Source organism: Allobosea sp. P1_B10, assembly GCF_056406735.1.
Window position 1 is genome coordinate 448,117 of sequence record NZ_JBFTZP010000004.1, and the last position, 20,370, is coordinate 468,486.

At 67.0% G+C, this 20,370-nt stretch carries 22 protein-coding genes; 11 read left to right on the forward strand and 11 right to left on the reverse strand.

Annotated elements, in window-relative coordinates; genetic code table 11:
- Window positions 1-104 precede the first annotated feature (104 nt).
- The 6 genes from AC1D2L_RS12760 to AC1D2L_RS12785 all read left to right on the forward strand — a co-directional run bounded on the left by AC1D2L_RS12760 (window position 105) and on the right by AC1D2L_RS12785 (window position 4,499).
- On the forward strand, window positions 105-578 hold the full coding sequence (locus AC1D2L_RS12760; RefSeq protein WP_476846235.1) for a RidA family protein: 474 nt from the start codon (window positions 105-107) through the stop codon (window positions 576-578).
- Window positions 578-1,348 carry a glycerophosphodiester phosphodiesterase family protein gene (locus tag AC1D2L_RS12765; protein WP_476846236.1) on the forward strand — a complete coding sequence of 257 codons (771 nt, stop codon included), beginning with the start codon at window positions 578-580 and terminating at the stop codon, window positions 1,346-1,348. The genes AC1D2L_RS12760 and AC1D2L_RS12765 overlap by 1 nt, the downstream gene beginning before the upstream one ends.
- Window positions 1,345-2,595 carry a GNAT family N-acetyltransferase gene (locus AC1D2L_RS12770; RefSeq protein ID WP_476846237.1) on the forward strand — a complete coding sequence of 417 codons (1,251 nt, stop codon included), beginning with the start codon at window positions 1,345-1,347 and terminating at the stop codon, window positions 2,593-2,595. Before AC1D2L_RS12765 ends, AC1D2L_RS12770 begins: the two co-directional genes overlap by 4 nt.
- Before the next feature lie 23 nt (window positions 2,596-2,618).
- On the forward strand, window positions 2,619-3,044 hold the full coding sequence (locus AC1D2L_RS12775; RefSeq protein ID WP_476846238.1) for an HIT family protein: 426 nt from the start codon (window positions 2,619-2,621) through the stop codon (window positions 3,042-3,044).
- A 65-nt stretch (window positions 3,045-3,109) separates the two neighbouring features.
- The gene (locus AC1D2L_RS12780) at window positions 3,110-3,583 is read left to right on the forward strand and encodes a carboxymuconolactone decarboxylase family protein (protein WP_476846239.1); all 474 of its coding nucleotides are present in this window, start codon (window positions 3,110-3,112) and stop codon (window positions 3,581-3,583) included.
- Window position 3,584: 1 nt separating this feature from the next.
- The gene (locus tag AC1D2L_RS12785; RefSeq protein ID WP_476846240.1) at window positions 3,585-4,499 is read left to right on the forward strand and encodes a sigma-70 family RNA polymerase sigma factor; all 915 of its coding nucleotides are present in this window, start codon (window positions 3,585-3,587) and stop codon (window positions 4,497-4,499) included.
- Here AC1D2L_RS12785 and AC1D2L_RS12790 read toward each other — a convergent pair.
- The 5 genes from AC1D2L_RS12790 to clpS all read right to left on the reverse strand — a co-directional run bounded on the left by AC1D2L_RS12790 (window position 4,496) and on the right by clpS (window position 8,962).
- On the reverse strand, window positions 4,496-4,852 hold the full coding sequence (locus AC1D2L_RS12790) for an AzlD domain-containing protein (protein ID WP_476846241.1): 357 nt from the start codon (window positions 4,850-4,852) through the stop codon (window positions 4,496-4,498). The genes AC1D2L_RS12785 and AC1D2L_RS12790 overlap by 4 nt on opposite strands.
- The gene (locus AC1D2L_RS12795) at window positions 4,849-5,574 is read right to left on the reverse strand and encodes an AzlC family ABC transporter permease (protein ID WP_476846242.1); all 726 of its coding nucleotides are present in this window, start codon (window positions 5,572-5,574) and stop codon (window positions 4,849-4,851) included. Before AC1D2L_RS12795 ends, AC1D2L_RS12790 begins: the two co-directional genes overlap by 4 nt.
- Before the next feature lie 173 nt (window positions 5,575-5,747).
- Entirely contained in the window at window positions 5,748-6,023 is a 276-nt protein-coding gene (locus AC1D2L_RS12800; protein ID WP_476846243.1) for a hypothetical protein, read from the reverse strand.
- A 4-nt stretch (window positions 6,024-6,027) separates the two neighbouring features.
- Window positions 6,028-8,562 (reverse strand): ATP-dependent Clp protease ATP-binding subunit ClpA, encoded by a 2,535-nt coding sequence (gene clpA / locus AC1D2L_RS12805; RefSeq protein ID WP_476846244.1) that lies wholly within the window; start codon window positions 8,560-8,562, stop codon window positions 6,028-6,030.
- A 61-nt stretch (window positions 8,563-8,623) separates the two neighbouring features.
- Window positions 8,624-8,962, reverse strand: coding sequence for an ATP-dependent Clp protease adapter ClpS (clpS, locus tag AC1D2L_RS12810; protein ID WP_476846277.1), 339 nt, complete (start codon window positions 8,960-8,962; stop codon window positions 8,624-8,626).
- 274 nt (window positions 8,963-9,236) lie between these two features.
- Here clpS and kdsA point away from each other — a divergent pair, with 274 nt between their 5' ends.
- Together kdsA and AC1D2L_RS12820 are read left to right on the forward strand one after the other, a co-directional pair.
- Complete coding sequence (gene kdsA / locus AC1D2L_RS12815; RefSeq protein WP_476846245.1) at window positions 9,237-10,106, forward strand: 3-deoxy-8-phosphooctulonate synthase; 870 nt, start codon at window positions 9,237-9,239, stop codon at window positions 10,104-10,106.
- Window positions 10,099-11,307, forward strand: a complete 1,209-nt coding sequence (locus tag AC1D2L_RS12820; protein ID WP_476846246.1) for an MFS transporter — start codon at window positions 10,099-10,101, stop codon at window positions 11,305-11,307. Before kdsA ends, AC1D2L_RS12820 begins: the two co-directional genes overlap by 8 nt.
- A 4-nt stretch (window positions 11,308-11,311) precedes the next feature.
- Here AC1D2L_RS12820 and queF read toward each other — a convergent pair whose 3' ends face one another.
- Window positions 11,312-11,767 (reverse strand): preQ(1) synthase, encoded by a 456-nt coding sequence (gene queF / locus AC1D2L_RS12825; protein WP_476846247.1) that lies wholly within the window; start codon window positions 11,765-11,767, stop codon window positions 11,312-11,314.
- 254 nt (window positions 11,768-12,021) lie between these two features.
- Here queF and eno point away from each other — a divergent pair, with 254 nt between their 5' ends.
- On the forward strand, window positions 12,022-13,305 hold the full coding sequence (eno, locus tag AC1D2L_RS12830) for a phosphopyruvate hydratase (RefSeq protein ID WP_476846248.1): 1,284 nt from the start codon (window positions 12,022-12,024) through the stop codon (window positions 13,303-13,305).
- Between the two features lie 24 nt (window positions 13,306-13,329).
- Here the strand turns inward: eno and AC1D2L_RS12835 are convergent, their stop codons facing one another.
- Window positions 13,330-13,986, reverse strand: a complete 657-nt coding sequence (locus tag AC1D2L_RS12835; protein WP_476846249.1) for a hypothetical protein — start codon at window positions 13,984-13,986, stop codon at window positions 13,330-13,332.
- 181 nt (window positions 13,987-14,167) lie between these two features.
- Between AC1D2L_RS12835 and AC1D2L_RS12840 the strand changes: the two genes are divergently transcribed.
- Window positions 14,168-15,154, forward strand: coding sequence for a DMT family transporter (locus tag AC1D2L_RS12840; RefSeq protein ID WP_476846278.1), 987 nt, complete (start codon window positions 14,168-14,170; stop codon window positions 15,152-15,154).
- Here the strand turns inward: AC1D2L_RS12840 and AC1D2L_RS12845 are convergent.
- From AC1D2L_RS12845 to AC1D2L_RS12860, 4 genes are all read right to left on the reverse strand, one after another.
- Entirely contained in the window at window positions 15,068-15,856 is a 789-nt protein-coding gene (locus AC1D2L_RS12845; protein ID WP_476846250.1) for a hypothetical protein, read from the reverse strand. The two genes, AC1D2L_RS12840 and AC1D2L_RS12845, sit on opposite strands and share 87 nt — an antisense overlap.
- Window positions 15,853-16,989: a tRNA guanosine(34) transglycosylase Tgt gene (gene tgt / locus AC1D2L_RS12850; RefSeq protein ID WP_476846251.1), complete on the reverse strand. Its 1,137-nt coding sequence runs from the start codon at window positions 16,987-16,989 to the stop codon at window positions 15,853-15,855. Before tgt ends, AC1D2L_RS12845 begins: the two co-directional genes overlap by 4 nt.
- Window positions 16,990-17,065: 76 nt before the next feature.
- Window positions 17,066-18,271 (reverse strand): MFS transporter, encoded by a 1,206-nt coding sequence (locus tag AC1D2L_RS12855; protein WP_476846252.1) that lies wholly within the window; start codon window positions 18,269-18,271, stop codon window positions 17,066-17,068.
- On the reverse strand, window positions 18,268-18,468 hold the full coding sequence (locus AC1D2L_RS12860) for a hypothetical protein (protein ID WP_476846253.1): 201 nt from the start codon (window positions 18,466-18,468) through the stop codon (window positions 18,268-18,270). Before AC1D2L_RS12860 ends, AC1D2L_RS12855 begins: the two co-directional genes overlap by 4 nt.
- 90 nt (window positions 18,469-18,558) lie before the next feature.
- Between AC1D2L_RS12860 and AC1D2L_RS12865 the strand changes: the two genes are divergently transcribed.
- Window positions 18,559-20,196, forward strand: a complete 1,638-nt coding sequence (locus AC1D2L_RS12865; protein WP_476846279.1) for an alpha-D-glucose phosphate-specific phosphoglucomutase — start codon at window positions 18,559-18,561, stop codon at window positions 20,194-20,196.
- Window positions 20,197-20,370: the final 174 nt, after the last annotated feature.

The window sequence follows — 20,370 nt, forward strand, 5'->3', positions numbered from 1 at the left end:
GGCGGACGCCGGGCTGGACTGAGCGCCGAACATGGCCGGATGCTTGCGGGCTCCGCGACCGTCAGTCATGAAGGGGCTTGCTGCCGACATGGAGCCGGACCCCAATGAACGCGATCGACACCAAACTCGCCGAACTCGGCATCACCCTGCCCGCGCCGGCCGCGCCGGTGGCCAACTATGTCCCCTATGTCATCACCGGCAACCTGCTCGTGATCTCGGGCCAGATCTGCTTCGGCCTCGACGGCAAGCTCTCCGACAAGCACAAGGGCAAGCTCGGCGCCGAGATCTTCAACGAAGCCGGCCTCGAAGCGGCTCGCCTCTGCGCCATCAACGTCCTCGCCCAGGCAAAGGCCGCTCTCGGCGGCGATCTCGGCCGGATCACGCGCTGCGTGCGCCTCGGCGGCTTCATCAACGCCACCCCGCATTTCGCAGCCCTGCCCGCGATCATGAACGGCGCCTCCGACCTGATGGTCGAGGTGCTCGGCGACAAGGGCCGCCATGCCCGCTCGACCGTCGGCGTCGCCGAGCTCCCGGCCGATGCCGCGGTCGAGGTCGAGGCTATGTTCGAGATCGCCTGATGCCAGGCGGGGCTCCGAAGCGCGATCTGGGCTGGCTCGTCGCCCGCCCGATCGCTCACCGCGGCCTGCATGACCGCGCCGCCGGGCTGATCGAGAACAGCATCTCGGCGGCGGAGGCTGCGATCGCGCACGGCTTCGGCATCGAATGCGACGTCCAGCTCAGCGCCGACGGCCAGGCGGTGGTGTTTCACGATTTCGTGCTCGACCGGCTGACCGGCGAGACTGGGGACGTCGTGGGGCTGACGGCTGCGAACCTCGCCGAAATCGGCCTGAAGGGCAGCGCCGATCGCATCCCGACGCTACCGGGCTTCCTCGACGCCATCGGCGGCCGCGTGCCGCTGGTGATCGAGATCAAGAGCCGCTTCAACGGCGATTTGACCCTGGCCCGGCGCACGGCGGAGATCCTGAAGGGTTACTCCGGCCAGCCGATCGTGTTGAAATCCTTCGATCCCGTCATCGTCGCCGCCCTGCGCGAACTGGCTCCGGAACTCGCGCGCGGCATCGTCGCCCGCAGCGACTACAGCCAGGACAGCGACACCACCCATCTCGACGAGGCCCAGCGCCACGCGCTCGCCAACCTGCTGCATTTCGGCGAGAGCCAGCCCGACTTCATTTCCTGGAAGGTCTCCGACCTGCCCTGCGCCGCGCCCTATCTCTGCCGCGAGGCGCTGGGGCTGCCGGTGATCAGCTGGACTGTGCGCACCCCCGAGGAGCGCGCGCGCGCAGCCCTTCACGCCGACCAGATGGTCTTCGAGGGCTTCCTCCCTTGAGCGATACGCGACGCGACGCTCTCACAGTGCGCGTCGCGACATCGCTGGCATCGGTCCCGGCGGCGGATTGGAACGCCTGTGCCAACCCCCACGCCCTGCACGCGGCCCTGGCTTCGACCGCGCCTGATACTGGCATCGACCAAGCCGATTCCGGCATGGCAACGGATCTCGACAACCCCTTCGTCTCGCACGCCTTTCTGCGGGCGCTTGAAGAAAGCGGCTGCATCGGTGGCCGCACCGGCTGGTCGCCGGCCTATCTCCTTGTCGAGGATGCGGACGGCGCCCTGATCGCCGCCGCGCCGAGTTTCCTCAAGAGCCACAGCCAGGGCGAATACGTCTTCGACCACAGCTGGGCCGATGCCTATGAGCGCGCCGGCGGGCGCTACTATCCCAAGCTCCAGGTCGCGGCCCCCTTCACACCGGCGACCGGCCCCAGGCTCCTTGTCGCTGAAGGTCTGCGCGCCGACGAGGCCCGCGCCGGCCTGATTGGCGGGCTCGAGGCGCTACGCGACCAGACCGAGGCCTCCTCGGTGCATGTCACCTTCGTGCAGGACCCCGATGCGTCCGCCCTGATCGAGGCCGGCTACATCGAGCGTCACGACCTCCAGTTCCATTGGCACAACGAAGGCTTTGGCTCCTACGACGATTTTCTCGCCACGCTCGCCTCGCGCAAGCGCAAGGCGCTGAAGCGCGAGCGCCGCGAGGCCCTGTCGCATGACATCACGGTCGAGGTTTTGTCGGGCCCGGACCTCACGGAAAGCGTCTGGGACGACTTTCATTCCTTCTATGAGGACACCGGCGCCCGCAAATGGGGGCGCCCCTATCTGAACCGCGCCTTCTTCTCGGCCGTTGGCGCGGCGATGGGCGAGCGTATCGTGCTGGTGATGGCCAGGCGCGCCGGCCGCTATATCGCCGGCGCGATCAATTTTCGCGGCGCCAACACGCTCTATGGCCGCAACTGGGGCTGCATCGAGGACCACCCCTTCCTGCATTTCGAGCTCTGCTACCACCAGGCCATCGACTACGCGATCGCCCACAAGCTCGTCCGCGTCGAGGCCGGCGCGCAGGGCGAGCACAAGCTGGCGCGCGGCTATCGCCCGGTGATCACGCGCTCGCTGCATCATCTCGCCGACCCAGGCCTGCGCCGCGCGGTGGCGAATTACCTCGTGCACGAGCGCGCACAGATCGATCAGGCCCAGGAGGCCCTTGCGGCGGAAAGCCCGTTCCGCAAGGGTGGCGAGGCCTGACCCTTCAGACGGACACCACTGCCATGACAGCTTATGATCCCGACAATGTCTTCGGAAAGATCCTGCGGGGGGAGTTGCCCTCCCACAAGGTCTATGAGGACGCCGACACGATCGCGATCATGGACATCATGCCGCGCGCCGACGGCCATGTGCTGGTCCTTCCCAAGCTGGCCTGCCGCAATGTCCTCGATGCACCCGCCGAGGCCCTGAAGGCGGTCGCATTGACGACCCAAACGCTGGCGCAGGCGGTCAAGAACGCCTTCGATGCCGATGGCGTCACCATCCAGCAGTTCAACGAGGCCGCCGGCGGGCAGGTCGTCTTCCACCTGCATGTCCACGTCATGCCGCGCCATGACGGCATCGCCTTGCGTCCCCATACCGGCGCAATGGAAAAGCCCGACGTGCTTGCCGCCAATGCCGAGAAGATCCGGGCTGCGCTGGAAAAATAGCAGGGCGATGTCACAGCCCGCCTGGCTGGCTCGTCTTGTCTCCATCGACACCAATGGAGATGACGATGACCCAACGCCTCAATCACTTCCAGGCCAACAAGCCGGCCTTCGACGCCGTGATGAAACTGTCCGGCTATGTCGAGACGAGCGGGCTCGACCATGCCCTGCTCGAGTTGGTCAAGATCCGCGCTTCGCAGATCAACTCCTGCCTCTACTGCCTCCACATGCACACCAGCGACGCCCGCAAGGCCGGCGAGACCGAGGCACGGCTCTATTTGCTGACCGCCTGGCGCGAATCCGAGCTCTATACCCCGCGCGAGAAGGCGGCACTGGCCTGGACTGAAGCCCTGACCTATTTGCCCAACGGCGCGCCCGGCGATGCAGACTACGCCGAGCTGCGACAGCATTTCAGCGAGGCCGAGTGCGTCGAGCTCTCGGTCGCGATCGGGACCATCAACCTCTGGAACCGCATCAATGCCGGCTTCCAGACGCGCCATCCGCAGGATCGCCGGCGCACCCCGGCCGTAGCGGCGGCCTGACATGCCAGGCGAGGCGGCAACCGGCAGCGACGCCTTCGAAACGCAACGGCGCTTTCTGATGCGCCTCGCCTATCGCATGCTCGGGTCGGTCAGCGATTCCGAGGACATCGTCCAGGACGCCTGGCTACGTTGGCACGACGCCAAGCCGGGCACGATCGACAACCCCCGCGGCTGGCTGGCGCGGGTGGTGACACGGCTCTGCCTCGACCAGATGAAATCCGCGCGCAGCCGCCGCGAATTCTATGTCGGCGCCTGGTTGCCGGAGCCGCTGGTCGCCTCGCTCGCCGACACGCCGTCCAGCGACGAAGACCTCGACGCACCCATAGCCCTGATGCTGGCGCTGGAACGGCTCTCTCCGCTGGAGCGCGCTGCTTTCCTGCTGCATGACATCTTCGACATCGAGTTCGGCGAGGTTGCCCGCATGCTCGAGCGCAGCGAATCCGCCTGCCGCCAGCTCGCCAGCCGTGCGCGGCAGCATGTCCGCATAGACCTGCCGCCCAGAAACCCATTGTCGGCCGAGGCCAGCGCGCGGTTTGCGAAGGCGTTTTTCGAGGCGTCCCACCGCGACGACGCCAGCGCCCTGCGCGCCCTGCTGGCGGAAGGCGTATCGCTCCATGCCGATGGCGGCGGCAAGATCAACTCCGTGCTGAACCCGATCCTCGGCGTCGAGAAGATCGCGCGCTTCTTCAGCGGCATCTTCCGCAAGGCGACGCGGGCGGAGGAGACCGCCACGACGTACCGGCCGATCCTGGTCAATGGCATGCCCGGCTATGTCAGCCTGGAGCGCGGCCACACACTGCAGGTCACCGCGCTGGAGATCAGGGACGAGCGCGTCGCGGCGATCTACATCATCCGCAATCCCGACAAGCTCACTCATGTCCCGGCCCCCGGCCAAGGGGACCCTGTCGCGAACTAGCCGAACAGCCAGACGCCAGCGATCAGCGCCGCCTCGCCCGCGAGCACTGCCGGAATGACGAGGCTGCGCCGCGACAGGATGATCACCAGCGTCAGCGAGAGCGCGCCGATCCGGACCGCCAGCGGCGCTGCGGCAAGCGCGCCCGGCGGCGTGATGATCAGCTTGGCGACGACACCGGCCAGCAGGGCAGTGGCGACCGCCCTGACCCAGTCCAGCACCGGCGAATCCGCATCGATGCGCCGTGCGAAGGCAACGGCGAGCCAGCGCCAGATCTCGGTCGGCAGGAAGGCGAACAGCAGCAGAGCGAGATAGGGCCAGAGCGGGCCGTCGAGCCAGGCGATCGGTTGCGTCATGCCGCGCGCTTCCGCTTGCTGCCGATGGCGAAGGCGATGCTGCCGGCGATGACGCCCGAGACGATCAGGTCGAAGCCGCCGCCGATCAGGCGCTCGCTGATGGGCGCCAGCCCGAGCCCCAGCACGATCGCCGCGACATCCGCCCGGCCGCGTATGCCTGCCGCCAGACAGGCCAGAAAGAAGATCGGCGTGAGGCAGAGGAGCCCTGCCGCGAGCGGGATAGGCAGTTCGTCGAGGAGGTAGTAGCCAGCGAAAGTTCCCAGAGAACTCAACACCATGCAGGTGTTTGCGAAGCCGAGGAAATAGGCCACGCGCTGCGGCACCGGGATCGCCGGCAGGCGCCGCAGGCCTTCGCTCCAGGCGGTCACCGCGACGTAGTGGGCGAGCAGCAGCTGCATCAGCAGGCCCTGTCCGGGCCGGCGCAGCAGCGGCAGGATCGCGATCGTCATCGGCAGGAAGCGCAGCGAGGCGAAACCGATCGCGATCGCGATCGCGCTCCAGGCCGCGCCCGCTGCGATGGAGGCAAAGAAGATCACCTGCGACGGCCCGGCCCAGACCAGGATCGTCGAGAGCACCGCGACGTCGACGGGATAGCCGACATCGCGCGCCAGCGAGCCGATGCCCACCAGCCCGAAGCAGACGATCCAGGCGGGATAGGCCAGCGCATCGCGCATTCCAGCCAGCGCGACGCGCTGCCAGCTCCAATCGGGCGATACGGTCATGAAATCTGCAAGCCGGGAACTCAGGCTCTCTAGCGCGATGACAGGGCGCGCCTGATGGCGGCTGGAGCGGTTCTTAGACGGATCGGCCGCAGAAGCCGAGAACGCTCAGAGCGCAGCAGACCTGCGGCCCCTGCAGGAGCCGAGCCTAGTCGCCGCCTCCGGTTCAGCGCGGCCTAGCGGCTACCCTTCATCGCGATGCCGATCAGCTCGTTGCCGAAATCGACGAGTTCCTTCGGGATACCGCCAACCGACTTCACCCCGAGATAGATCAGGTACAGCATGGCCGGGACCAGGATCCAGCCCAGTACCTCCTCGAAGACCTTGCGGCGGCGGCGGCGGCGGTCACGCTTCTCCAGCCAGCCGAGCTTGCGCTTCGGCATGGAGAGGTCATGGTCGGGAGCCTCGGCTCCCTGCGCCAGCGCGCTGGCTGGCTTACGCTTGAAGAACACGGGATCAGGCCTTGGTCAGCGGAACTTTCGGGACCGAGCGCACGGGCCGCTGGGCCTTGGTCGGCTCGGTCGGGCCGGGGGGCTTGCCGCCCTCCCCAGCCTTGGGGCTGCGGCGCGGCGGGGTTGCCGTCGCGGCCTTCGCAGGCGCAGCCTTGGCGCGCGGCTTGCGCTCGCGCTTCTCGGCCGCGTTGGCGACGTCCTTCTCGGGCTTCGGCTTCACCGGCCCATCGGGGAACTCCAGCCCGAGCACCTTGATGCCGGTCTCCGACTGGACGACCACGACCTTGACCGCGCCGCCATTCTTGAGGCGCCCGAACAGCACCTCGTCGGCGAGCGGCGTCTTGATCGTCTGCTGGATCAGCCGTGCCATCGGGCGGGCGCCCATGGCCTCGTCATAGCCATTCTCGACCAGCCATTCGCGCGCCTCGTCGGAGAGCTCGATCGTGACGTTGCGGTCGGCAAGCTGGGCCTCGAGCTGGAGCACGAACTTGTCGACGACGCGCGCCACAACAGTCTTCGGGAGATGGCCGAAGGAGACCACCGCATCGAGCCGGTTGCGGAATTCCGGCGCGAACAGCTTGTTGATCGCATCCGTGTCATCGCCCTCGCGCTTGGAGCGCGTGAAGCCATAGGCGTTGCGGGCCATGTCGGCCGCACCGGCATTGGTGGTCATGATCAGGATGACGTTCCTGAAATCGACCTGCTTGCCATTGTTGTCGGTCAGCTTGCCGTGGTCCATCACCTGCAACAGGATGTTGAACAGGTCGGGATGGGCTTTCTCGATCTCGTCGAGCAGCAGCACGCAATGCGGATGCTGGTCGATCTGGTCGGTCAGCAGGCCGCCCTGGTCGAAGCCGACATAGCCGGGAGGCGCACCGATCAGCCGCGAGACGGTGTGGCGCTCCATGTACTCCGACATGTCGAAGCGGACCAGCTCGACGCCGAGCGACGAGGCCAGCTGGCGTGCGACCTCGGTCTTGCCGACGCCGGTGGGGCCGGCGAACAGGTAGCTGCCGATCGGCTTCTCGCCGTCGCGCAAGCCGGCGCGGGCAAGCTTGATCGCAGAGGACAAAGCCTCGATCGCCTTCTCCTGGCCGTAGACGGTACGCTTCAGCTCGGTCTCGAGATTGCGCAGGACCTCGGCGTCGTCCTTGGAGACGGTCTTGGCCGGGATGCGCGCCATGGTGGCGATCGCAGCCTCGATCTCCTTCACGCCGATGACCTTCTTGCGCTTGCTCTCGACGACGAGCATCTGCGAAGCGCCGGTCTCGTCGATCACGTCGATCGCCTTGTCCGGAAGCTTGCGGTCATGGATGTAGCGCGCCGACAACTCCACCGCCGCCTTGATGGCGTCGTTGGTGTAACGGAGCTTGTGGAACTCCTCGAAATAGGGCTTCAGGCCCTTGAGGATCTCGATGGCATCCGGCACCGACGGCTCGTTGACGTCGATCTTCTGGAAGCGGCGCACCAGCGCCCGGTCCTTCTCGAAATACTGGCGATATTCCTTGTAGGTCGTCGAGCCGATGCAGCGCAGCCCGCCGGAAGCCAACGCGGGCTTGAGCAGGTTGGACGCATCCATCGCCCCGCCCGAGGTCGCGCCAGCGCCGATCACCGTGTGGATCTCGTCGATGAACATGATCGCCTTGGGGTGCGCCTCGATCTCCTTCATCACCTGCTTCAGGCGTTCCTCGAAATCACCGCGATAGCGCGTGCCGGCGAGCAGCGTGCCCATGTCCAGCGAGAACACGGTCGCATCCTCCAGCACCTCGGGAACCTCGCCGCGGATGATCTTCAGCGCCAGCCCTTCGGCGATGGCGGTCTTGCCGACGCCGGGCTCGCCGACGAGGAGCGGGTTGTTCTTCTGCCGACGGCAGAGGATCTGGATCGTGCGCTGCACCTCGGCTTCGCGGCCGATCAGCGGGTCGATGCGGCCGTCGCGCGCCTTGCGGTTGAGGTTGACGCAATAGGCGTCGAGCGCGCTTTCCTTCTTCTTCTTGTCCTTGTCGTCGGCGTTGCCGCCCTGGTCGGCGGCGCGCGAATCGCGCTGCTGCTCGGGCTCTTCCTCCGCGCCGCGCACCGGGCGCGGCTCGCTGGCGCCGGGGCGCTTGGCGATGCCGTGGCTGATGTAGTTGACCGCGTCGTAGCGGGTCATGTCCTGCTCCTGCAGGAAGTAGGCGGCGTGGCTCTCGCGCTCGGCGAACATCGCCACGAGCACGTTGGCGCCTGTCACCTCCTCACGGCCCGACGACTGGACGTGAATGACCGCACGCTGGATCACGCGCTGGAAGCCGGCCGTGGGCTTGGAATCGTCGCGGCCGTCCGTGACCAGATTGGTCAATTCGGCGTCGATATAGTCGACGAGATTGCGCCTGAGCATGTCGAGGTCGACGCTGCAGGCACGCATCACCGCAGCAGCATCCTGATCGTCGACCAGTGCGAGCAGCAGATGCTCAAGGGTGGCGTATTCGTGGTGGCGTTCATTTGCGAGCGCCAGGGCCCGGTGAAGCGCCTGTTCGAGACTGCGCGAGAAACTCGGCACGGCTAGCGCTCCTATTCCGAAATCAGAAGGGTCGAGAAATCCAGGGTCAGAACGTCCAAGGCTACTTCTTCTCCATCACGCATTGCAGCGGGTGCATGTGCTTGCGCGCGAGATCCATCACGAGTGTCACCTTGGTCTCGGCAACCTCGTAGGTAAAGACACCGCACTCGCCGACACCGTTCTGATGCACATGCATCATGATCAATGTGGCCTCAGCGCGGTCCTTGTTGAAGAATCGCTCCAGAACGTGAACGACGAACTCCATCGGGGTGTAGTCGTCGTTCAAAAGCAGGACGCGGTAGAGATTCGGCTTGCGTGTCCGGGTGCGGGTCAGAACCGCGGTCCCTGCATCGCGACCACCATCGGCGGGCGGTGCCGGGCGCTTGGGCTTGTCGGCCATGGCAAGCGGCGACGGTTGAGCGAGCGGCGGCTGCCCTGCGCGAAGCTCTGCGCTGGGTCCCGTCGTCCCGGTCGTCGCTCCTGAGAGTCTCAAGCTGAGTTCCTGCATTTGCCACGAGATAGTGCTTCGTCGACGAATTTACAGGCCTCTCGGCCGCTCCGCCAGTGCGATTGCTGTCGCGGCGCTCAACTTGTCGCCACAGCCCACTGCTTTGCTTGACCCCGCCATCCCCGCCGACATAAGGCCGGGAGCCATTCTCTGCCGGGAGCACCCCATGACTGCCAATGCCATCGTCACGATCGGCGCCGACCTCAGTGCTCCGGTGCGATTCGGCAACGCCCTGCCACTCGCTTTGATCGCAGGCCCCTGCCAGATGGAGAGCCGCGAGCATGCGCTCGAGATGGCGCTCGCACTCAAAGAGATCTCGGTCTCGCTGGGCATCGGCATCGTCTTCAAGACGTCCTTCGACAAGGCCAACCGCACGAGCGCCAGGGCGCAGCGCGGCATGGGGCTTGCCGCCGCTCTGCCCGTCTTCGCCGAAATCCGCGAACGCACCGGCATGCCTGTCCTGACGGACGTGCATGAAGCGAGCCAATGCGCGCAGCTCGCAGAGGTCGTCGACGTCCTCCAGATCCCGGCCTTCCTCTGCCGCCAGACCGACCTGCTCGTCGCGGCCGCCAATACCGGCCGGGTCGTGAACATCAAGAAGGGCCAGTTCCTCGCGCCCTGGGACATGGTCAACGTCGCTGCGAAAATCACCGAAAGCGGCAATCCCAATGTGATGCTCACGGAGCGCGGCGCCTCCTTCGGCTACAACACGCTGGTCTCCGACATGCGCAGCCTGCCGATCATGGCAGAGATCGGCGCGCCGGTGATCTTCGACGCGACCCATTCGGTGCAGCAGCCGGGTGGCAAGGGCTCGTCCTCGGGCGGACAGCGCGAATTCGTGCCGGTCCTGGCGCGCGCCGCGGTCGCCGTCGGCGTCGCGGGCGTCTTCATCGAGACCCACCCCGACCCCGACAATGCCCCCTCGGACGGGCCCAACATGGTGCCGCTGGCCGAGTTCCCTGCGCTGATCGCACAGCTGCAGCGCTTCGACGCCATTGCCAAGGCCCAGGCCACACCTACGCTGACCTATGTCTGAAAGCTCGGCCGCCGCGCCACCGCCCGCCTCGCTCCGCTCGCTCATCCTCGTCCTCGGCGCCTGCGGCTTCGCCTCGACCTTCACCATGCGCCTGGTCGACCCGCTCGTCCCGACGCTGGCGGGTGAGTTCGGGCGCTCCGTCGTGCAGGTGGCGGCCATGGCGACGGCCTTCTCGTTCTCCTATGCACTCGGCCAGCCGTTCCTCGGTCCGATCGCCGACTCGGCCGGCAAGCTGAAGACGATATCGGTCTGCCTCGCTTTGCTCGCGGTGATGTCGGTGATCGCGGCCTCGGTGCTGTCGTTCGAATCGCTGAGCGGGGTCAGGGCCGTGTCCGGCATCTTCGCGGGCGGTGTCATCCCCATCGCGATGGCCGCCATCGGCGACCGCGCCCCGATGGCGGAACGCCAGGTCATGCTCGGCCGGTTCACCGTGCTCATGATCGTCGGCCAGATGGCAGGCGCTGCCTGCTCGGGGCTGATCGCCGAGCAATGGGGTTGGCGCAGCGTCTTCGTCGTCGCCGGCGCTATCGCGGCCCTCGCGGGGCTGCTCGTGATCCTCGTGCTGAAGCCACGACCGATCGCCGAGCGTCCTCCGCTCAGCTTCAAGGGCGCGGTTGCAGGCTATGCGACGGTGTTCTCGAATCCGCGCACAAAAATCATCTACGCACTGGTCATCGTCGAGGGCAGTCTGATCTTCGGTATGCCGCCCTTTGTCGCCGCCATCCTGCATGAGCGGAGCGGCATCGGCTCATCGCTTGCGGGCCTCGTCATCGCCGGCACCGGCATCGGCGGGATATTCTACGGACTGCTGACGCGCATTCTCGTCGAGCGTCTCGGCCCGGCCATGATGACGGTTTCCGGCGGCCTGCTGATGGCCTGCGGCTACGCGCTGTTTGCCATCCCGGGCCTGCCCTGGTGGACGGCGCTGGTCTTCTTCACGCTGAACGGCTTCGGCTTCTTCCTGATGCACGGCACCTTCCAGGCGCAGGCGACCGAGCTTGCGCCGACCGCGCGCGGCTCGGCGATGTCACTCTTCGCCTGCTCGCTGTTCTGCGGTCATGCGCTGGGGCCAGTGCTGATGGGGACTGCCCTGCATCTGCTGGGCACCAGCGGTGCGATCCTGTTCTTTGCCGCCGGCATCGGCCTGCTCGGAATCATGGCGCCGCGCATCCTGCCACTGGCGGGATCGCGACGCCGCTGAGGCCTTAGCGCCCGCGATAGGGCGCGACGCCCTGGTCGGGCACCCAGAGGCCCTTGGGAGCCTCGCCGGTCTGCCAGAACACGTCGATCGGGATGCCGCCGCGCGGATACCAGTAGCCGCCGATGCGGAACCATTCGGGCTCCAGCAGGTCGACCAGCGTCTTGCCGATGCCCACGGTGCAGTCCTCATGGAAGGCGCCGTGGTTGCGGAACGATGCGAGGTAGAGCTTCAGCGACTTCGATTCCACCAGCCAGTCGCCGGGCAGGTAGTCGATCACGAGGATGCCGAAATCCGGCTGGCCGGTGACCGGGCACAGCGAGGTGAACTCCGGGCAGGTGAAGCGCGCGAGGTAATTAGTGCCGGCATTGGTATTCGGTACGCGGTCGAGGCGCGCCTCTTCCGGCGACGCCGGCAGCGCGCTGTTCTGGCCGAGTTGAAGGGTCGAGGCGTCAAGGGTCATGTCTGCTCTCTCTGGGTACCGCGAGCCCTCATCCTGAGGAGCCGAACGCCCCGTCTCGAAGATGCTGCCAGCGGTTCCGAAACCACTGGAGCATCCGTCGAGACGCGCCTGTGGCGCTCCTCAGGATGAGGGCTCTGATTTTGACCCGGCTTTTATCGCCAGCACGTCCCAAACACCACCCGCCCCTTCCGTTAGCCGGCAGGCTTGGCTAGAACCGCGCCATCACTCCCATTCTTCCGCCCCCGGAGCATTCCATGACCGCGATCATCGACATCATCGGCCGCCAGATTCTCGATTCGCGTGGCAACCCCACCGTCGAGGTCGATGTCGTGCTCGAAGACGGCTCCATGGGCCGCGCCGCCGTGCCGTCAGGCGCCTCGACCGGCGCGCATGAGGCCGTCGAGCTGCGTGACGGCGACAAGAGCCGCTATGGCGGCAAGGGCGTGCTCAAGGCCGTGGAAGCCGTGAACGTCGCGATCGCCGAGCAGCTGGTGGCGATGGACGCCGAGGACCAGGTCGCCATCGACGAGGCGATGATCGCGCTCGACGGCACCCCCAACAAGAGCAACCTCGGCGCCAACGCGATCCTGGGCGTCTCGCTCGCCGTCGCCAAGGCTTCGGCGGAAGCGGCCGGCCTGCCGCTCTATCGCTATGTCGGCGGCACCTCGGCCCGCGTCCTGCCGGTTCCGATGATGAACATCGTCAATGGCGGCGCCCATGCCGACAACCCGATCGACTTCCAGGAATTCATGATCATGCCGATCGGCGCGCCCTCCTTCTCGGAAGGCCTGCGCATGGGTTCGGAGATCTTCCATACGCTCAAGAAGAAGCTGCACGACGCCGGCCACAACACCAATGTCGGCGACGAGGGCGGCTTTGCGCCCAACATCAAGTCGGCGGAAGCGGCGCTCGACTTCGTGATGCAGGCGATCGAGGCCGCCGGCTACAAGCCGGGCGAGGACATCGCGCTCGCACTCGACTGCGCTGCAACCGAATTCTTCAAGGACGGCGCCTATGTCTATGAAGGCGAACGCAAAACCCGCGATCCAAAGGCGCAGGCCAAATATCTCGCCAAGCTGGTCGGCAGCTACCCGATCGTCTCGATCGAAGACGGCATGTCCGAGGACGACTGGGAAGGCTGGAAGGCGCTGACCGATCTCGTCGGCTCCAAGTGCCAGCTCGTCGGCGACGACCTCTTCGTCACCAACGTCACGCGCCTGTCGCGCGGCATCAAGGAGAAGACGGCCAACTCGATCCTCGTGAAGGTCAACCAGATCGGCACGCTGACCGAGACCCTCGCCGCCGTCGAAATGGCACAGCGCGCCGGCTACACCGCCGTGATGTCGCATCGCTCGGGCGAGACCGAGGATTCGACCATCGCCGACCTCTCGGTCGCGACGAATTGCGGGCAGATCAAGACCGGTTCGCTGGCCCGTTCAGACCGGACCGCGAAGTACAACCAGTTGCTTCGCATCGAGGAAGAGCTTGGCGCGCAGGCCGTCTATGCCGGCCGCAACGCCCTGAAGGCCCTCGCCTGAGCACACAGCCAAAGTGCTGCCGCGTCACCAGCGCGGCAGCAGCCCGGTGGCCTGGGACACGGTCCAAGAGCCGGCCGAACCGACCATGCCGGCTGCGCTCGATACCAGGGTGGTCGCGCGAATGACCGGCGCGTAGACCACCCTGCCGAGCAGCGTCGGCTCGACGTCTTCCACGACGGGGTCACTCGCTGCGGCGATGGCGATGGGCGCGCTGGCGGGCGCTGTGGCAGGCACGATTGCAGGCTTCGGACGTTCGCTGGCTACTGCGGGGCGGCGGACGGGAGCGGCGTCTGCGAGTGTAACCCGCGCCGGCTTCTCAGATTGAACCACAGCAACTCGGACAGGCTCTGCGAATGCGGGCTGCGGCCAGCCTGTCGACATCGGCATCACCAACGCGGCCGGCGCCATCAAGCCCGTGCGCGGCGACGCCAATCCATCCACCGATGCGGCATGCAGCCGGTCGCCGATCTTCCCCTCCACCGGAGCGGAGGCCAGCCAGGCGCTGGCCTGCGATCGCTCGACCGGAGCCAGGACGACCAGCGCTTCCTTCTTCGGGAAAAGCAGCCCCGGCACGGCGAAGACGCCAGCAACGCCGACCGAAACGGCCACCGACATCGCGATCTGGCTACCAAGGCCGCGCACCAGGCGCGCGGCAGTCGCTAGTGAGAGAGGTTCGGTCATTGTTGCGTTCCCGTGGACGCAACCAGAAAAACCGGCTCGCCGGGCGCGACGAAGGCGGAAACCGGGCGCAATTGCGGTCCCAACGACGGCTTCGATTTTATTGCATTGCAGCAATCAACGCGCGGGGGCCATGCGCCCAGTCGCGTAACGCAGCGCCGGCGTTCGGCGCTATCCCTTGAGCATGCACCAGATCGTCCCCCTTTCAAGCGTCGCCACCGCAAAGGAGCGCCGACGCTGGCGGCTGGCCGTCGCCGGAATGCTCCTGACGGTCCTGCTTTTCGGGCTGAATTTCTCCCTCAGCCGCTACGCAATCCTCAACGGCCTGACCCAGCATGACCTGCTGGCGCTGCGCTTCGGCACGGCCGGCCTCCTGCTCTTGCCGATCTTCCTGCGGCCGGGACTGGCGAGTTGCGGCGGCGTCGGCTGGAAGCGCGGGTTCTGGCTGGCGGTGACCAGCGGCGTGCCGATGACCTATCTGATGGTGACGGGGCTTACCATGGCTCCGGCAGCGCACGGCGCGACCATCGGCCCGGGCACGGTCACCCTGATCGGCATCGCCGGAAGCGTGGTGCTGTTCGGGGCCGTGCTGTCGCGGCGCCTGATCGCCGGCGTCGTCACGGTGGTGGCCGGCCTTGCCTGTCTTGCGATCGCGGGCGGAAGCGGTACGGGCGAAAGCACCTTGCGGGGCGACCTCTGCTTCTTCGTCGTCGGCGTGCTGTGGGGGTTTTATCCGCTGCTGGTCCAGCTCTGGAAGGTCGATGGCCTCAAGGCCGCAGCGATCGTCTCGGTCCTTTCGATGGCATACCTCCCCTTCTACGCGCTGTTCTACTTCCGGGGTTTCGATATCGCTCCCTGGTGGGTCCTGGGCCTGAACGCCCTGTTCCAGGGCGTGCTGAACATCATCGTCGGGCTCTGGATCTGGGGCTGGGCCTCGCATGTGCTGGGCGCCGCCGTGGTCGGCCGCTTCCCGCCCCTGATCCCGGTGGCCGGAACCCTGCTCGCGATCCCGATCCTCGGTGAGATCCCCGGCCCGGTTCAACTCGTGGGATTCGTGCTGATCATCGGGGGCTTGTTCATCGCCTCATGGCGCAGGCCGACGCGCCAGCCGCGCGAGGGAGAGGCTCCAGCCCATGCAGAGCGCCAGGCCGATACCGAGCGCCGCCCATGAGCCCAGCGGCACCGCGATCAGATGCGTGACGCCCAGCGCCAGCCCGACGCCGGCCATGCCGAGCGCCGCATAGGCGATGATCGCCGCTGTCGCAGGCCCACCGATGCGCGGCTGCAGGATGACGATCAGGCTCGACAGCACGATCGGCAGGCCAGCCATCAGCCCCGACACCATCGGACCCAGCGTCTGGCTCAATAGCGTGACAGTTCCCGCCAGCAGCGCCACGCAGCCCGCACGCAACGGGATGGCGAACCACGGCACCGGCGGCGGCGTCCTGGGGCGAGCCTTCATATAGGGCCGGATTACGAGATAGCAGACGCCGTAGCTCAGCACCGTCAGCGCAGCCAGCGGCAGGACTGTCAGGTCGAGCGCGCGCACGAGCGTCAATACGGTGCACCAGACCAGCAGCGCGCAGCCGAGGCTGACAAGGGTGCTGTGGCGCTGGGCGAGCAGCACATAGACCAGGATCAGGATGGAATGGACCAGTGTGGCCGTCATCACGCCGAGAACGCTGCCGGCGATGAAGGCGCTGTCGTGGTCCATCGCCAGAAAGACCAGGACGGGGCCCATCGAAATCGGGAATGCTGCGATGATTCCGGCGGCGACGGGCCCGGAACGCTCGGCCAGCAGTGAGCAGCCGACGATGATGCCGCTCGCCGTCGCCATCTTGGCGAGCAGAAGAACGATAGCCGGATCGCTCACGCCACGTCGCCGCCCGTATCGCCCCGCTCCCAACCTTCCTTGGTCTCGGCTATGAAATCTGCGAGCCGTCCTGCTGCGATCGCGGCACGCAGCCCTGCCATCAGCTCCTGGTAGTAGGACAGGTTGATCCAGGTCAGCAGCATCTTGCCCAGCATCTCCTCGGATTTGACGAGGTGGTGCAGATAGGCGCGCGCATAGCCGTTGGCCGCCAGGCAGGACGATTGTGGATCGACGGGCCGGGAATCGTCGGCATGTTTGGCGTTCTTGAGGTTCATCCGGCCGAAGCGCGTGAAGATCTGGCCGTGGCGGCCGGCGCGCGTCGGCATCACGCAGTCGAACATGTCGACGCCGCGCGAGACCGCCTGCATGATGTCGTCGGGTGTGCCGACGCCCATCAGGTAGCGCGGCTTGGTGTCGGGCATATAGGGCATGACCGTCTCGATCATCGCCAGCATGACGTCCTGCGGCTCGCCCACCGCCAGCCCACCGATGGCGTAGCCCTTGAGGCCCATCGCCGCGAGTTCGCGCGCGCTCTCTATGCGAAGGGCCGGCACCTCGCCGCCCTGAACGATGCCGAACAGCGCGCGGCCGGCGGGATCGCCAAAGGCCTTGCGGCAGCGCTCGGCCCAGCGCAGCGAGAGGTGCATCGCCTTCTCGGCGACCTTGTGCTCGCAGGGCAGCGAGACGCATTCGTCGAGCTGCATCACGATGTCGGAGCCGAGCAGGTTCTGGATCTCGACCGAGCGCTCGGGGCTGAGCATGTGCTTGGAGCCGTCGATATGCGACTGGAAGGTCACGCCCTCCTCGGTCAGCTTGCGCAGCTTCGACAGCGACATCACCTGGAACCCGCCGGAATCGGTCAGGATCGGGTGCGGCCAGTTCATGAATTTGTGGAGCCCGCCGAGCCCCGCGACCCGCTCCGCGCCGGGGCGCAGCATCAGATGATAGGTGTTGCCCAGCACGACATCGGCGCCGAGCGCGCGGACCTGCTCGGGATACATTCCCTTGACGGTGGCGGCGGTGCCGACCGGCATGAAGGCGGGGGTGCGGATGGTGCCGCGCGGCATGCGGATCTCGCCGGTGCGGGCCGCGCCGTCGGTTCCGTGCAGGTGGAAGCTGAAATCTGTTGTCATGGCGCTGCGAGGTAGCGCAGAGCGCCGCGATGCGGAAGGGCCGCGGCGACGATGCCGCATGTCGCGAGCGCGCGCATCAGTGAGCCCCGTCCCGGCGCGCGCCTGCCCGGACGAACAGCAATGCGAGGAAGGCGGACAATCCGAGCCCGGTCGTCAGCCAGACCGCGCCGACGCCATAGCGATCGAGCGCATAGCCGAAGAGCAGCGGCGCCGCGGCCTGAAGCGCCCGTCCCGGCCCCATGATCAGCCCCTGCGTCGCCCCGTAGCCGGCAGGCCCGAACAGCGCGAGCGGCAGCGTGCCCTTGGCGATGGTCAGGACTCCATTGCCCGCGCCATGCAGCACCGTGAAGAGATAGGAAGCCGGGGCTCCGAACCAGAGCAGGATACCGGCTCCGATCGGATGCGTCAGCGTCGCCAGCCGCGTCGAGACCAGCGGATGGAAATGCCGCAGCACCGTGAACTCGAAGATCCGCGCCAGCACCTGCGCGGGGCCGATCAGCGCGCCCGCGCCGACGGCCACGGCCGTCGTTGCGCCTGCTGCTTCGAGCAGGCGCGGCAGATGGGCCGCCATCGCAGTGCTCGAGAACCAGGTGACAGTGAACACGAAGCCGAGGAGTATCATCGTCAGCCGGGTGCGCCCCTTCGCCGGCTGGCCCGATCCGTCCTGCGCGACAGCAATCGCCGGTGCCTTCGCAGCCTGCGCGGCCGCGAGGTTGCCCGCGGGAAGCCATGCATTCAACGGCAAGGCGAGGCACAGTTGGAGCCCCGCCCAGACGAGGCAGCTGACGCGCCAGCCATAGCGCGCCTCGATCAGCGCCGAGAGCGGCCATCCGACGGTGCTGGCAAAGCCCGCGATCAGCGTGATGCCGGTGATCGGCGAGCGCGCCGCCTTGCCGAAGATGCAGGCCAGCGCCGAGAAGGCGGCCTCGTACAGGCCAAAGCCCATGCCAAAGCCGACGATCAGCCAGCCCAGCCAGAGCATCGCCGGCCCCTGGGCCGACGCCATGCAGATGAGCCCGGCGGCGAACACCAGATTGGACGCCATCAGGATGCCGCGGCCGCCATGGCGGTCGATCATCACCCCGGCCCAGGCTCCGACCACGGCCGAGACCACCATTGCCGCCGAGAAGGGCGCGAACACCATCATGGTGCTGATGCCGAGATCACGCGCCATCGGCGTCGCCAGCACGCCCGGCAGGTAATAGGTGGATGCCCAGGACACGGTCTGCGCCGTGCCAAGAGCCATCACGATCGACGTCGTCGAACGGCCCGGCGCGCTCATCTGCGCTGCGACGCCGGCCCGCGATCGCCCCGATTTGCCAGCATCTGCGTCTCCAGCCCCGTCCCGCGAATCTGCGCCGTCTCGGACGCCACGCGATCCCTCGACAAACCTAGCGTCAGCCCGTCAGCGAGCGATAGCGCATCGGCGCCGGCCGCGTCCGCCAGCGGCGCATGGCGTTTCGCGCCCAGCGCCGCCATGAAATTGCGCCACTGCATTGGCAAGTGGGTGATGCGCCTGACATAACCGACGGGCGATTGCCGCCCTCGGAGCCTGCCATGCCGCGTTCACTGCGCATTTCCACCGTCGCCACCACGGCCTTTCTCGACCAGGAGCCCGGCACCTCGGGCCTGCGCAAGGCCGTGCCGGTGTTCCAGCAGCCGCATTATCTCGAGAACTTCGTGCAGGCGATTTTCGACGCCGTGCCGGAGCTCAAGGGCGGCACGCTGATCGTCGGCGGCGACGGGCGCTTTCACAACGATGTCGCGGTCGCCGCCATCGTCGCCATGGCGCTCGCCAACGGCGTCTCCCGGATCGTCGTCGGTCAGGGCGGACTGCTCTCGACGCCGGCAGCCTCGGCCGTGATTCGCAAGCGCAGGGCGCAGGGCGGGATCATCCTGTCCGCCAGCCACAATCCCGGCGGGCCGGACGGCGATTTCGGCATCAAGTTCAACGGCGACAATGGGGGACCCTCAACGCCCGCAGTCACCTCGGCGATTTTCGCTCGCACCAAGACGATGACGCAGTACCAGATCTCGCAGGGGCTCGAGATCGACCTTGGCGTCATCGGCAAAACCAGCTTCGAGAGCGGTCAGGTCGTCGAGATCATCGACCCCGTCGATGATTATGTGGCGTTGATGGAGGAGCTGTTCGATTTCGAGGCGCTCGGCACTCTCCTGCGCTCCGGCTTCAGGATGCGCTTCGACGCGATGAACGCGATCACGGGCCCCTATGCGACGCGCATCTTCGAGCAGCGCCTTGGGGCACCGGCCGGGACCGTCATGAACGCCACGCCCCTGCCCGATTTCGGCGGCCTGCATCCCGACCCGAATCCTGTCTATGCCGCCGAGTTGATCTCGGCGCTGGCCGGCGATGCGGGCATCGCCTTTGGCGCGGCGTCCGATGGCGACGGCGACCGCAACCTGATCGTCGGCCCCGGCGGCCAGGTCGTGGCGCCCAGCGACAGCGTCGCGATCCTCGCAGCCAATGCGCAGCACGCGCCGGGCTATGCCGCTGGCCTGAAGGGCGTCGCCCGCTCGATGCCCACCAGCCGCGCGCTCGACCGCGTCGCGAAGGGGCTCGGCCTGCCGTTCTACGAGACGCCGACGGGCTGGAAGTTCTTCGGCACCCTGCTCGACGCCGGCATGATCTCGATCTGCGGCGAGGAGAGCGCCGGCACTGGCTCCAACCATATCCGCGAAAAGGACGGCGTCTGGGCCGTGCTGCTCTGGCTCTCGATCGTGGCGGCGCGCAAGCAGTCCGTCGCAGAGATCGTTGCCGACCACTGGCAGCGCTTCGGCCGCGACTACTACCAGCGCCATGACCACGAGGACATCGACAGCAAGGCCGCAGCCGACCTGATGGGCGCGCTGCGGGGCAAGCTCGCCGATCTCCCGGGCAAAAGCCTCGCCGGCATGAAGGTCGCGACTGCGGACGACTTTGCCTACACCGACCCGGTCGACGGCTCGGTGACAGAGAAGCAGGGCATCCGCATCCTGTTCGAGAACGACGCCCGCATCGTCTTCCGCCTGTCGGGCACCGGCACCAAGGGCGCAACGATCCGGATCTATCTCGAACGCTTCGAGCCCGACCCGGCCCGGCACTCCCTCGACCCCGCCGATGTCCTGGCTCCGCTGGTCAAGGCCGCCGCCGAGGTCAGCGAACTCGAGCAGCGCACCGGCCGCACGACGCCGACCGTCGTCGCATAGGCGCGGATCACCTCCCGTCATTGCGAGCGAAGCGAAGCAATCCAGGGGCACGTAGCGCGCTGCCGCTGTTCGCCCACCGTCATTGCGAGCGAAGCGAAGCAATCCAGGGGGACGTAGCGCGCTGCCGCTTCTGGATTGCTTCGCTGCGCTCGCAATGACGGGTCTGCAATGAAG

What these genes read in the sequence shown, in the direction of transcription:
- AC1D2L_RS12760 (WP_476846235.1), top strand. Translation starts at nt 105, where the DNA reads ATGAACGCGATCGACACCAAACTCGCCGAACTCGGCATCACCCTGCCC.
- AC1D2L_RS12765 (WP_476846236.1), top strand. Translation starts at nt 578, where the DNA reads ATGCCAGGCGGGGCTCCGAAGCGCGATCTGGGCTGGCTCGTCGCCCGC.
- AC1D2L_RS12775 (WP_476846238.1), top strand. Translation starts at nt 2,619, where the DNA reads ATGACAGCTTATGATCCCGACAATGTCTTCGGAAAGATCCTGCGGGGG.
- AC1D2L_RS12780 (WP_476846239.1), top strand. Translation starts at nt 3,110, where the DNA reads ATGACCCAACGCCTCAATCACTTCCAGGCCAACAAGCCGGCCTTCGAC.
- AC1D2L_RS12785 (WP_476846240.1), top strand. Translation starts at nt 3,585, where the DNA reads ATGCCAGGCGAGGCGGCAACCGGCAGCGACGCCTTCGAAACGCAACGG.
- AC1D2L_RS12790 (WP_476846241.1), bottom strand. Translation starts at nt 4,852, where the DNA reads ATGACGCAACCGATCGCCTGGCTCGACGGCCCGCTCTGGCCCTATCTC.
- AC1D2L_RS12795 (WP_476846242.1), bottom strand. Translation starts at nt 5,574, where the DNA reads ATGACCGTATCGCCCGATTGGAGCTGGCAGCGCGTCGCGCTGGCTGGA.
- clpS (WP_476846277.1), bottom strand. Translation starts at nt 8,962, where the DNA reads ATGGCCGACAAGCCCAAGCGCCCGGCACCGCCCGCCGATGGTGGTCGC.
- kdsA (WP_476846245.1), top strand. Translation starts at nt 9,237, where the DNA reads ATGACTGCCAATGCCATCGTCACGATCGGCGCCGACCTCAGTGCTCCG.
- AC1D2L_RS12820 (WP_476846246.1), top strand. Translation starts at nt 10,099, where the DNA reads ATGTCTGAAAGCTCGGCCGCCGCGCCACCGCCCGCCTCGCTCCGCTCG.
- queF (WP_476846247.1), bottom strand. Translation starts at nt 11,767, where the DNA reads ATGACCCTTGACGCCTCGACCCTTCAACTCGGCCAGAACAGCGCGCTG.
- eno (WP_476846248.1), top strand. Translation starts at nt 12,022, where the DNA reads ATGACCGCGATCATCGACATCATCGGCCGCCAGATTCTCGATTCGCGT.
- AC1D2L_RS12835 (WP_476846249.1), bottom strand. Translation starts at nt 13,986, where the DNA reads ATGACCGAACCTCTCTCACTAGCGACTGCCGCGCGCCTGGTGCGCGGC.
- AC1D2L_RS12840 (WP_476846278.1), top strand. Translation starts at nt 14,168, where the DNA reads ATGCACCAGATCGTCCCCCTTTCAAGCGTCGCCACCGCAAAGGAGCGC.
- tgt (WP_476846251.1), bottom strand. Translation starts at nt 16,989, where the DNA reads ATGACAACAGATTTCAGCTTCCACCTGCACGGAACCGACGGCGCGGCC.
- AC1D2L_RS12855 (WP_476846252.1), bottom strand. Translation starts at nt 18,271, where the DNA reads ATGAGCGCGCCGGGCCGTTCGACGACGTCGATCGTGATGGCTCTTGGC.
- AC1D2L_RS12860 (WP_476846253.1), bottom strand. Translation starts at nt 18,468, where the DNA reads ATGGCGGCGCTGGGCGCGAAACGCCATGCGCCGCTGGCGGACGCGGCC.